Source organism: Laedolimicola sp., assembly GCF_051972735.1.
GTDB lineage: Bacteria > Bacillota > Clostridia > Lachnospirales > Lachnospiraceae > Laedolimicola > Laedolimicola intestinihominis.
Map to the genome: position 1 here is coordinate 1 of NZ_JBOKYU010000059.1, position 10,836 is coordinate 10,836.

The 10,836-nt window shown below is 54.4% G+C and carries 10 protein-coding genes and 1 tRNA gene; 2 read left to right on the forward strand and 9 right to left on the reverse strand.

Translation table 11 applies throughout. From position 1 onward, the window contains the following. The coding region (locus tag ACTRC3_RS10705; RefSeq protein ID WP_440323057.1) for an ABC transporter ATP-binding protein at positions 1-664 on the reverse strand (664 nt) is incomplete at its 3' end. Positions 665-943: 279 nt separating this feature from the next. Here ACTRC3_RS10705 and ACTRC3_RS10710 point away from each other — a divergent pair. Beyond that, entirely contained in the window at positions 944-1,636 is a 693-nt protein-coding gene (locus ACTRC3_RS10710; protein ID WP_440323058.1) for a gamma-glutamyl-gamma-aminobutyrate hydrolase family protein, read from the forward strand. Positions 1,637-1,716: 80 nt separating this feature from the next. Here the strand turns inward: ACTRC3_RS10710 and ACTRC3_RS10715 are convergent, their stop codons facing one another. The 6 genes from ACTRC3_RS10715 to ACTRC3_RS10740 all read right to left on the reverse strand — a co-directional run bounded on the left by ACTRC3_RS10715 (position 1,717) and on the right by ACTRC3_RS10740 (position 7,749). Continuing rightward, positions 1,717-2,841, reverse strand: a complete 1,125-nt coding sequence (locus ACTRC3_RS10715; protein ID WP_440323059.1) for a dipeptidase — start codon at positions 2,839-2,841, stop codon at positions 1,717-1,719. 131 nt (positions 2,842-2,972) lie between these two features. Further along, positions 2,973-5,162 (reverse strand): sensor histidine kinase, encoded by a 2,190-nt coding sequence (locus ACTRC3_RS10720; RefSeq protein ID WP_440323060.1) that lies wholly within the window; start codon positions 5,160-5,162, stop codon positions 2,973-2,975. Further along, the gene (locus ACTRC3_RS10725; protein WP_440323061.1) at positions 5,137-5,835 is read right to left on the reverse strand and encodes a response regulator transcription factor; all 699 of its coding nucleotides are present in this window, start codon (positions 5,833-5,835) and stop codon (positions 5,137-5,139) included. The genes ACTRC3_RS10720 and ACTRC3_RS10725 overlap by 26 nt, the downstream gene beginning before the upstream one ends. 79 nt (positions 5,836-5,914) lie before the next feature. Next, on the reverse strand, positions 5,915-6,469 hold the full coding sequence (locus ACTRC3_RS10730; RefSeq protein WP_440323062.1) for a hypothetical protein: 555 nt from the start codon (positions 6,467-6,469) through the stop codon (positions 5,915-5,917). Next, on the reverse strand, positions 6,453-7,433 hold the full coding sequence (locus ACTRC3_RS10735) for a DUF1700 domain-containing protein (protein WP_440323063.1): 981 nt from the start codon (positions 7,431-7,433) through the stop codon (positions 6,453-6,455). Before ACTRC3_RS10735 ends, ACTRC3_RS10730 begins: the two co-directional genes overlap by 17 nt. After that, positions 7,426-7,749 (reverse strand): helix-turn-helix transcriptional regulator, encoded by a 324-nt coding sequence (locus ACTRC3_RS10740; RefSeq protein ID WP_178039217.1) that lies wholly within the window; start codon positions 7,747-7,749, stop codon positions 7,426-7,428. Before ACTRC3_RS10740 ends, ACTRC3_RS10735 begins: the two co-directional genes overlap by 8 nt. Positions 7,750-7,919: 170 nt before the next feature. On the opposite strand from ACTRC3_RS10740, the gene ACTRC3_RS10745 reads away from it, so the two are divergent. Continuing rightward, positions 7,920-7,990, forward strand: a tRNA-Trp gene (locus ACTRC3_RS10745). A gap of 110 nt (positions 7,991-8,100) precedes the next feature. Here ACTRC3_RS10745 and ACTRC3_RS10750 read toward each other — a convergent pair. Both ACTRC3_RS10750 and ACTRC3_RS10755 read right to left on the reverse strand, forming a co-directional pair. After that, positions 8,101-8,715, reverse strand: coding sequence for a DUF4230 domain-containing protein (locus ACTRC3_RS10750; RefSeq protein WP_349165425.1), 615 nt, complete (start codon positions 8,713-8,715; stop codon positions 8,101-8,103). Positions 8,716-8,718: 3 nt separating this feature from the next. Further along, a partial coding sequence (locus ACTRC3_RS10755) for an SbcC/MukB-like Walker B domain-containing protein (RefSeq protein WP_440323064.1) occupies positions 8,719-10,836 on the reverse strand: 2,118 nt, incomplete at its 5' end.

Consider the following 10,836-nt stretch of genomic DNA (forward strand, 5'->3'; position numbering starts at 1 on the left):
CGATATGACCATCCATGATGCGGATGACGCGTTTGGCCTGAGCCGCAATACCATTGTCATGGGTAATCAGGATGACGGTCCGGCCTCCCTTATAAAGCTCCTTTAAAATCTGCAGAATCTCCTTACTGGATCCCGAATCCAGGTTTCCGGTGGGCTCATCCGCGAGGATTACCGGCGGCTTCGCCGCAATGGCCCGGGCGATGGCCACTCTCTGCTGCTGGCCTCCGGACATTTCATTGGGTTTATGGTCCATACGATGGGCCAGACCGACTATTTTCAGGGCTTCCACCGCCAGGCGTTCCCGCTCTTTCTTCGGCACGCCCCGGTAAATCAGGGGCAGTTCCACATTTTCCCGGGCAGTCAGGTTGCTGATCAGATTGAAGCCCTGGAAAATGAAACCGATTTCTTTGTTGCGGATATCCGACTGCTCGTTGTCGGTCAGAGTGGACACGTCCTGCCCGTTCAGGTAGTAGGTTCCCGATGTGGGCGTATCCAGACAGCCCAGCATATTCATCAGGGTGGATTTACCGGAACCGGACTGGCCGATGATGGCTACAAATTCTCCTGTCTCTATGGAAAGACTCACGTGATCCAGCGCCCGGACTTCATTTTCACCGGGGTTGTAGATCTTGCAAATGTCTTTTACTTCCACCAGTGCGCTCATGTTGTTCTCCTTCTTTCTTCGCTGTCCGCCGGATGACGCCTGCGGATCCTTACAGATGTTACACATTTTTTCCTTTTTGTCCAACATCTGTATTAGTCTTATAATACAATAGCATATATTTTCGGAACTTCAAGGATATTCATAAATTCTTAATGAAACCTTAACTGCCATCATCACTTATTGACCCTCTGGTGCTTCTCTTCTGTCAGATTTTCTTCTTTTCCTTGCTTTCACTGCATATATTAGGAGAAATTCTTTTCCTACAGGCTGGTTTTTATCATGATCCATAAAAAAATTCTGATTGCGGGCTTCCGGGAGCAGACCCGGAATTATTGTGCCGCCTTTTCTCTGCTGGGCGCGCAGGCTGAAACCCTTTGCGGAACAATTCAGGAGCTTTCCATGCTGCTGGCAGACGATTTTCTCCCGAATCCGGCGGATTTTGACGGTCTCATTCTGCCCGGCGGCGGAGATATCAGTCCTTTTTTCTATCATATGGAAAATAAGGGGTCGCGGAATATCGACTCTCTGCTGGACTCCGTGCAGTTCTCGCTGTTCCGGGCTTTTACGGCTGCGGGAAAACCGGTGCTTGGCATCTGCAAGGGCATTCAGCTTATCAATGTGGCCTTCGGCGGAACGCTGATTCAGGATCTGTCCGGGGAATCCCTGAGCATCCACGCCTGGGACGAGGGGGATAAAATTCACATAACAAAAGCTGCACACGGTACCTTTCCGGCGCAGCTTTACAGTAATTTTCCGCGGGTCAACAGCGCCCACCACCAGGCGGTGGCCGCTGTCGGGGATGGCCTTCGGGTGGCCCAGTACGGGCCGGATTTCGTGATCGAGGCTCTGTACCATGAGAGGCTGCCGATTCTCGGGGTGCAGTGGCATCCGGAGCGGATGTGTTATTCCTTTGCGCGGGAAGAAATCGAGGACGGAAGTAAGCTTCTAAAATACTTTTTGTCGCTGCTGTAAATGTATTTGTAAAATTATGATTGCAAAGCTTCCTTTTCCTTACGCAGCCCTTGTCTTATACCGTTTTTGTTTCACTCATTTTATTTAAGAATACGGCAATAATAACGCAGGAAATTGCCGCCTGCTATGCCCTTTGCCGTCGCTTCGTCCATGCCCCGCTGCAAGAGCAGGGCCGTCAGCTTCCCCATCTCTCCATGGTGGGCCAGTATGTCATAATTCTCGGTCTCAAACCGGATGCGCGGGGTCGTCTCCTCTAATCCCTTACACAGATCGAAGCCGTAGCCCACATGCTCCGGATCCGCGATGCGGACCAAATGCTCGGCGTGTTCGCAGAGACGGAGCAGGGCCACGTCCGCATTCTGTCCCGCTGCCTCCGGCGCTCCGGCGGCTCCTTCCCGTTCTGTCTTTTCACGCTCCGACATCACGCCGGTCAGATACCCGCAAGCATTCAGCCCGATGACGCCACCACGCCCCGCAATCTCGCGGATCTGATCGTCTGTCAGATTCCGATAATTCTCATGTACCGCCCAGGCGTCGGAGTGGCTGGCAATAAAGGGCTGCTCTGCCAGATCGCAGACGTCCCGGAAGCCTTCGTTGCTCAAATGGCTCACGTCCAGCCACATGCCAAGCCGTTCCATTCTCCGGATAGCCTCTTTGCCAAGCTCTGTCAGACCACCCGGGATCTCTTTAAACTGACCCGCTGTGCAGCAGCCGGTGGCAAAGGCGTTCCGGCGGCTCCAGGTGAGGCCTGCGCCCCGGACGCCCAGATCGTAGAAGGTCCGAAGCAGAGACAGATCATTTCCCAGGGGATCGAGGCCCTCCAGGGACAATAGAACTGAGATCCGGCCTGCGGCCAGGTTCTCTTCCAGTTCCGCACGACTTTTCGTCACCCGGATGCGGTCGCCCACCGGCTCTATGTCCTCCTTCAGGGCCGTGATCTGCCCCAGAGCCTTCCGAAGCCCCAGCTCCGGCAAATCCCGGTTTGTAAGATAAATGGAGGAAACCAGGATATTCAGCCCTGCCTCCTGAAAATGCGGCAGATACCGCTGTTCCACCACGCCGCTCTCTCCGGTCAGGCGGCGTTCATACACCTCTGCCGCCAGATCGAAGTGGGCGTCCACTACCGGATTTTCCCGGTGAATTTTTCTGGCCAATTCCAAATATTGTTCCTGTATAAACATATTAATTCCTCTGACCTTCTTCATACTGCGGGTTCCGATATACAGGTTTCCTCACTGTCTGCCGTAGGCACTACATGTATTTCTACAACTGCCGCCTCCAGTCAGGCAGACATGCTCCCTGTTCTATCGAAAACCGCACTCTTTCTTACTTATTCTTACGCTTCTTTCTTGTTCTCCGTCACCGCGAAACTCACCGCCGCCGTAAACAGATCCGCGTCCGTCTCCACCCGGAAGCTGCCGCCGCAGGCCTCGGTGAAGCTTTTGGCGATAGACAGCCCCAGTCCGCTGCCGCCGTCCGTCCGGCTCTTATCGCCCCGGACGAATCGCTCAGTGAAATCGATGCCGTCGCCCAGTTCGGTAGCGGATGTATTTTTCATGATCGCCGTTGCATTTCCATCTTTTTCCACAAGCGTCAGGTACACGCGGGAACCGGACAGGGAATACTTCAATGCGTTCTGCAACAGATTCTGGAATACCCGATACATACGCTGGCCGTCCGCCGTGATCATCACCGGTTCTTCCGGGATAGACACCCGCATGGAGAGACCACTCTGCTCGATGGGTTCTGCCATATCCGCCAGGGTCTGGCGCAAAAGCTTCGCGAAATCCAGCTCCTCCGGCTTCACCTGCAGCTCTCCGGAAGCCGCCTTGCTCACCTCAAAGACGTCCTGAACCATGGCACTCAGGCGCTCGGATTTCTCACCCAGGACACGGATGTAGTCCTTCACATCTTCGGGCAGATTTTCCTCCTGCTTCAGGATGTCCACGTAGCTGACAATGGAAGTCAAGGGTGTCTTGATGTCGTGGGACACATTGGCCACCAGCTCCACCTTCATGCGTTCGCTTTTCGTGCGCTCCCGGATGGCCGCCTCCATGCCCTCCTGGATGCTATTCAGGTCCTCCGCCGCCGCTTTCAGATCACTGTCCTCCGGCAAAGACAGCGCATTTCCCATATCGCCGCCCCGGACGGCTCCGATCTGCTCCGTCAATGCGCCCAGATCTTCGGCCAGTCTGCGCACACGGTTCATATAAAAGAAGCCCACAAAAGGAATCAGGGAGCGCCGCTGCCATTTCACCAGCTTTTTCTGCACGGGCTGCTTCAGATCCCGGGTTCGAATACTGCGCCGCAGACGGCCGATCACACTCTTCTGCTGTCCTTTATTCCGGCGCAGATCGGTGACGCCCAGATACAGCGGCCAGAAGATTAGGAACCAGTAGGTGAACATCCCGTCCAGATTGGACGCCAGGTAATCCCGCGCTGATGCCGCATAATCCTGGATTCCATAAGAAACGACCCATCCCAGGCTGAAACCGCTCCAGGCTAAAAATTCATCTATGAAGCGCAAAATCAAATAAATCGGAAGGACGAAGAAGAACAGCAGCTTGATTTCCAACCAGATTTTCCCAGTCCATCCGATGATGATTTCCCTACCTGCCCTTCGCGGCTTCCGTAGCGCCCACGCCAGAAGTAACAAAAGGAGAGCCGCCGCCAGACCGGCTTCGCTGCGTACCAGCTGCCGTCTATCTACCGCCAGACTCTCCTTCAGACGGTAGAGGACGCCGCCATATCGGTTGGTTCCGTTTGTGCCGCTGACCACATAGAGCTTTGGCTCCTTCGCCGCTGCCAGATAGACTGCGATTGCTTTCGCCTCATCCCCGGCTGTGAAATTCTGATAACCCGGCACGGCCCAGCGGCTGTTTTCCCGGTAGATCCCGTCGCCGTAGACGTCCACCATCTGACCGTCCTTTTCCATGGCTACCTTGCCGTCACCGTCTTTATTGTAGATCAGCTGAAAATTATACTCCTCCGCCGGGATCCAAGACGCGAAATCCATGCCGATGCTGGCATTTTCCGCGTCCAGTCCGTCGATGTTCGTATAGGTCAGTTTTCCGTCTTTAAACACCGCGTAACGCAGGTTCTGGTCGGCTTTCATTTCCTCCAGATAGGCATTAAAATCCGCCGTGCTGTATCCGCCTGCTTCTGTGGCTGCCTCTTCATAGCTCATGGATCCTGAGTAACCAGACGTCCACCATTCGGATATGACCGTACCGCTATCCTCTGTGACCGTATCTGCCGCATAAGAATCATACCGATAGCCGGAATCGCTGTAGCTGTACTGATAGCCCATCCAGTCCTTTCCCTTGAGTCCGATGCCGATCAGATCCTCCAGCCGATTCGACATGGTCGTGGCAAATTCCTGCGTTTTCTGATAATCGGACTGCCGCAGATCCGTGTTCGAAATCAGTGTCAGCATGGAAATGAAGTTGTAAATCAACAGCGTCATTCCCAGAAAGAAGGCAAGCATGCCTATCCAGATTTTAGATTTTTTCCATTTTGTATCCAATTCCCCACACCACCTTTAAATATTCCGGTTCTTTCGGATTGAGCTCGATCTTTTCGCGAATGCGGCGGATATGTACCATGACCGTATTCTCCGGCGCGTAGGCTTCCTCCTCCCAGACCCGGCGGTAAATCTCCTCCGCCGGGAAGACGCGGCCCCGATTCATCATCAGAAGCTCCACAATCTTCGTCTCGGTGGCGGTCAGCCGCACCGGCTCTCCGTCCGCGTACAGGGTCCGTTCGGACTGGCGATAGGTGAGACGGCCATTTCGGATCTCGTCCCCGGACACGCCTGCGTGGATGTCACCCAGCATGGTATACCTGCGCAGCTGGCTTTTTACCCGGGCTGCCAGCTCCTGGGGATGAAAGGGCTTCGCCACGTAATCGTCGGCGCCCATGGACAGGCCTAAGATTTTGTCGGTCTCCTCGCTTTTGGCGCTGAGGACGATGATCGGGATATTTTTCCGCTCCCGGATTTTCATGACAGCGGACAATCCGTCCAGGCGCGGCATCATCACATCCATGAGGATGAGCTGCACCGGCTTTTCCACCGCCAGTTCCAGGGCCTGTAGGCCGTCGTAGGCCTTCAGCACCTGATAACCCTCTTTTTCCAGAAGCACTGCAATGGCTCTCACAATCTCCCGGTCGTCGTCTACTACCAGTACGCATTCGTTCATATTTGCTCTCTCCTTTTCCGGTGGTTTCAGGATACCCTTTCTTTCTTACGGGACACCGGAGGATTTTCTTACAGCTTTCTTACAATCTCAAATCTTTTTCATTGACCGGATTGTAGAAAATCTGTACCCGCTCGATATAGGGTGCACCCTCCACGGAAATCAATTCGCCGCGCTTCAGGCCCACCAGGACTTTGTCCTTGGCCTCCATCAAATTCTGAAAATTACTCTCGTCCGTATCCTGCCAGTAGCAGCGAAGCTCCAAGGCCGGGTTACGGGTCTGCCGCCAGGTATCGGCGGCGTCATCGTAATAGTCATCCTCCTGGACGTTCTCTTCGATCCGCGGCTCCACCATGTCTTTATTGTAGGTAATGCGGAACAGCACGGTATTTTCCGGAATGCTCTCGTCGGCCTCCACATCGGGAGCCGTATCCCAGTAGCCGTCAATATTCCAGACGCCCTGCTCCGGGTCGATCTCTTTGCTGATGTCTCTGGTAACGATATCTATCTTGCCGACCACCTCCGTACCGCCGTAGGACAGGCTTGAAAATTCTCCGAAGGCCACGCCCGCGCCGATGCCGGACAGCAGGATGCCGCCGCAAAAGATGCCGATAGTTATTTTATGCAATCTGGTCATGTTCATCCTCCTCTGCCTCTACGGCCTCGTCTGTGAAATCGTCTTCTTCCGGCTCTTCGTACGTATCGTCCTCATTTTCCAGGGCAACGGTTTTCCCTGCGCTCTTTTTCCGGCGAACCAGACCCCAGGCTGCGCAGGTCAGCGCGCCGCCGCAGAGCAGGCCGCCAAAACTCATCAAGGTCACGCCGATAAGCGGGTAGCCTTGGAAGCAGAGAATCAGGAGCACGCCAAAACAGAAGATGGCTGCAATGGTTCCCAGACCTAAGCAAACCGCCGCGCAGAACCAGAATACGTTCCAGCAGAGGCGTACACCCCAGCGGAGCAGATCCCAGCAAATGTGGAAAAGCCACAGCATCAGTTTTCTTAAAACGCGGGCGGCACTGCCGATGAGGCTGCCACAACCCTTCAGGATGTCACGACAGAAGCCGATAAGTTTTCCTGGCATGCCCTGTTCGGATCCGGAATCTGCCTTTCGGGAAACTGCCGGGCCATATCCGACAGTACTTTTCTCTGAAGCGTCGCTGTCTGCGGCTGTCCTCTGTCTGGCCGAGCTTTCAGTTCCATCCGGCTGCTCCACCGGCTTTCCTACAGGCTTCTTATGCAACGGTTTTCCAATCCAGGCGCAGACCTCCTGTATCCACTGTACCAGCTTCTTTCCCGCTTTTTTTAGAAATCCGCCCGCCTGACGGATTCCCTGCTCCGCAGACTGGGCCGCGCTCTCGAAATCCATCTTTCCCCGACGGCTGCTGTCGCCGTACTCCGGGTTCACATGGTAGGCCTCCAGAATCTCCGCCGCCAGTTCCTTCACCGGCCCGAAATCGCCAATGGCCTCCTCCTCGGACATGCCGTTCTGTATCTTCATATCAATATGCTGGGCATATTCATCCAGAATGTCCTGCTGCTCCCGTTCCTCCAGCACCTTCAGATGTCCCGCAAGCTCTGTCAGAAATGCTTCTTTACTCATGTTGTTCTCCCTCCTTCAGGTACTTCCCGACCTGCTGCTGAAATTCTATCCATTCCTTCGCCAGGGAATCCCGGTAAAGAATCCCTGCTGCCGTCAGATGATAATATTTTCGTGGGGGCCCTTCTGTGGACTCCCGAAGGTATGTCTCAAAATAATGTTCATTGGTCAGGCGCTTCAGCAGCGGGTAAATAGTTCCCTCATTCACGTCAATAACCCGGGAAACCTCCTCCACCAGCTCATACCCGTACCGATCCTTCCGGCGCACCGCCTCCAGCACAATCAGCTCCAGCACGCCTTTTTTAAATTGTGGGTTCATTTCATCCCTCCCGCACGTTCCTGTGTCTGATATTAGGTTACACCCACTACTATGCAATGTCAAGTACTAAAGTTTTAAGAATAGTTTAAGATCGATTTTTCTGCTTTTTTCTATTTTCTTCTTGACAACAACCATCATTTCATGGTATAAATATTAAGCACGTTTGATACAGGGGATTGGTCAAATGGCATGACAGGGGTCTCCAAAACCCTTAGTGGGAGTTCGATTCTCTCATCCCCTGCTGAAAGAAGCCTGAAAGTTTGATGCTTTCGGGCTTTTTTTACAATAAAAGGGCTGGAATCTCTGATTTTTCTCAAAGATTTCAGCCCTTTTCCATGCATTTTCCGGCATCTACTCCGCGAACTTCACCACCAGCTCCCGCTCCCCGATGGCGCCTGCAAAGAGCCCTGTGAGGAGCTGCTTGGTCTGGGTCCTGGCTTCGGCTTTCAGGCTGTCGAAGTCGGCTTTTTCTTCTACGTCTTTCTGGGCGGCGGTCATGCCGTCCAGGACGTCTGTTTTCTTGCCCCAGTTCAGGAGGGCGGCTTTCTCATCGTAGAACTGGATGGAATCGGAATCCACCACGGTGTCCAGGATCCGGACTGCCGGAAGGGTCAGCTGCACCTCCTTGTCGGTGATCTTGATGTCCGCCTGAGACAGGTCCACGCCGGCCCGTACCTCGGCCCGGTAGGTCATGGTGAAGGACTTCTGGGTCAGTAGCGGGATGCTGCCGTCAGAGTAGTAGACCAGACCGTTATAGGTCAGCTTGGCCGTGGTCAGCTCGCTGACCATCTCCAGCTTGTCGCTGATGAAGCTGCTGGTGATCTGCGTCTCGCTCTTCGGCGCAAAGCGGTTCGCCACGAACACGACGGCTGCCGCTATCACCACAATCTCGATAAAATGCAGAATTGTCTTAAAGCCTACCCGTCTCCTAGGCCGCTCTTCCCGTTCTCTCTTCTCTCTCCTCATACCTTATTCCTCCGTCACCAGCTCGCCAAAGTCCTTCTTTTCAAACTCCTGAATGGAAATATTCTTCTTATTCGGGTTCGCATACACGAAGGTCTTGTCCACATTTTCGATGTAGTTTTGAATCTTGTCGTTGGTGGCGCTGATGATGGCCTGGAAGCCTAAGCTTCTTATCAAGTCGATGCAGCTGGCCACCTTCTCCGCATCCATCTTGGAAAAGGCCTCGTCCAGCACCACCAGACGGATGGTAGGCCGTCTGGACGCCCGTGCGGACAGATTGATGCGGTAGGCCTGGGCAAAGCTGGCCAGAAGCGCGATGTAGAGCGGGTTCTGGCCCTCGCCGCCGGAATTCTTCTTAATCATTTTGCTGAGGCCAATGACCAGGCGCTGCTCGTCGCCCTCCACGATCTGCTCCATCTCAAAAGACAGGTAGGTCCGGTAATCCGCATATTTCTCCATGTTTTTCCGGGCCTCCTCCAGCTCCGCCGCTGTGGCGTTTTCCGGCGGAATAAAGAGATCCAGAAGCTCGCTGATCATGTGGCCGTATTTATTTTCATGGCTCATGGAAAACAGGTTCATCTGGTGATCCACGGACACGGACAGGGTGGACGGATCGATGTCCAGATCCTCATCCATGAACATATCGTAAAACTCGCCGTCCCGGCCCTTGCTCCGACCGATACGGAACTGGTAACGGTCCTTGCCGAAATCCAGGTTCCGGATAATCCGGTTCAGCTCATCCCTGCGCACATAGGCCTCCCGGATGGCGCTTCGAATCTTGTAGATAAAGTCCTCTTTAAAATGCTCCACCGCAGACTTGGCCTGGGCGTTGGCTTTTTTCTTATAAGCCTCCAGCTCGCCGCACTGAAGCTTCGCCAAAAGCTTCTCGTAATCCCCATTGTCCCCGGCAGACGCGGAGAAATCCCGCTGGGGATGATTTTTCAGGTAGTCGGTCCGAACCTCCACCAGGACGCTCTTCTGCTTCTCGCAGTCCGCGATGCTTCGCTCCATGGCCGCAGCCGTCTCCTCCAGAAGCCGCGCATAACGGGGATTTTTATACTCCTGTATATAGCTCTCGAAGGCTTCCTCATCTTTTTCGGAACCACGGAGCGCGCGTTCCGCCTCCACCAGCTCCACGTTTCGGCCGGTCAGACCCGCACTGCCGCTCTCCACGGAACGCTCCTTGTCCCAGATCTGATGCTTCACCCGTTCCAGTTCGACCTTCGCGGCAGCCTGCTTCTCCAGGATCTCCGTCCGCTTCGTCTTCAGCTCTTCCACGATACCGGAATTCAGCTCCTCCATCCGGTTCTTCAGCTCCTGAAGCTCCTTCTCCTTCTGCTGTTTTTCCTTCACATCATCCAGCAGGCTCCGGTATTCCTCCGTGGCGTCGGCCAGATATTCATGGGCCAGAATTTCAGATGCCAGATCTTCTGTCTTCTTAAACTGTCCGATTTTGTCAGTGAGCTTCTCAAGCTGAGCGGAAAGCTCCTTCTGTCGCTGCTGCTTACTCTTTTCGCCGATGTAGGCGAATTTCGTGTAATTATCGGGATTCAGGCGGCGCAGCTGATAGTTCTGATACAGGCGGCAGTCCGCGGTCACGCCGATGCGGCATCCGCGAAGCTCCTCGGTATTCTCGCATTTCTGCACATTTCCCAGAAGGAAATCCACGTAGGCCTTCACATAAGCCTCGCCCGCCTTCACCTCCGAAGCCAGCGCCTCAGGCTTCACATGCTGCTCCTCCTTCATCAAACGCTCCGTATCCACCACAGATACCCGCCAGTATTTCTTCGGATCCAGGGTTTCATAGATGGCCATAGCTTCCTTCACGTACTTCGGCTCCACGATCAGGGCCAGCTTGTTCCAGGCCAGGAAGCCCTCGACGGCGTTGCGCCATTTCTCATCACGAATCTCCAAAAGATCCGCCAGAATCCGCACCTGCACCCGCCTGCCAAGGCTCTCGTACAGCCGACGCTCTATTTCCGCCCGGGCAAAGGTCAGCTCCTTCGGGTAGGACGTCTTGCCGGAACGCAGCTCCGCAAGCTCGCTCTCAATAAGCTTCGCTTCCTTCCGAAGCGTCCGCATCTCAGACGCCGCCTCACGCTGCTCTCCGTCCGCCTCCTCATG

What these genes read in the sequence shown, in the direction of transcription:
- ACTRC3_RS10725 (WP_440323061.1), bottom strand. Translation starts at nt 5,835, where the DNA reads ATGAACGAATGCGTACTGGTAGTAGACGACGACCGGGAGATTGTGAGA.
- ACTRC3_RS10735 (WP_440323063.1), bottom strand. Translation starts at nt 7,433, where the DNA reads ATGAGTAAAGAAGCATTTCTGACAGAGCTTGCGGGACATCTGAAGGTG.
- ACTRC3_RS10730 (WP_440323062.1), bottom strand. Translation starts at nt 6,469, where the DNA reads ATGACCAGATTGCATAAAATAACTATCGGCATCTTTTGCGGCGGCATC.
- ACTRC3_RS10750 (WP_349165425.1), bottom strand. Translation starts at nt 8,715, where the DNA reads ATGAGGAGAGAGAAGAGAGAACGGGAAGAGCGGCCTAGGAGACGGGTA.
- ACTRC3_RS10715 (WP_440323059.1), bottom strand. Translation starts at nt 2,841, where the DNA reads ATGAAGAAGGTCAGAGGAATTAATATGTTTATACAGGAACAATATTTG.
- ACTRC3_RS10710 (WP_440323058.1), top strand. Translation starts at nt 944, where the DNA reads ATGATCCATAAAAAAATTCTGATTGCGGGCTTCCGGGAGCAGACCCGG.
- ACTRC3_RS10740 (WP_178039217.1), bottom strand. Translation starts at nt 7,749, where the DNA reads ATGAACCCACAATTTAAAAAAGGCGTGCTGGAGCTGATTGTGCTGGAG.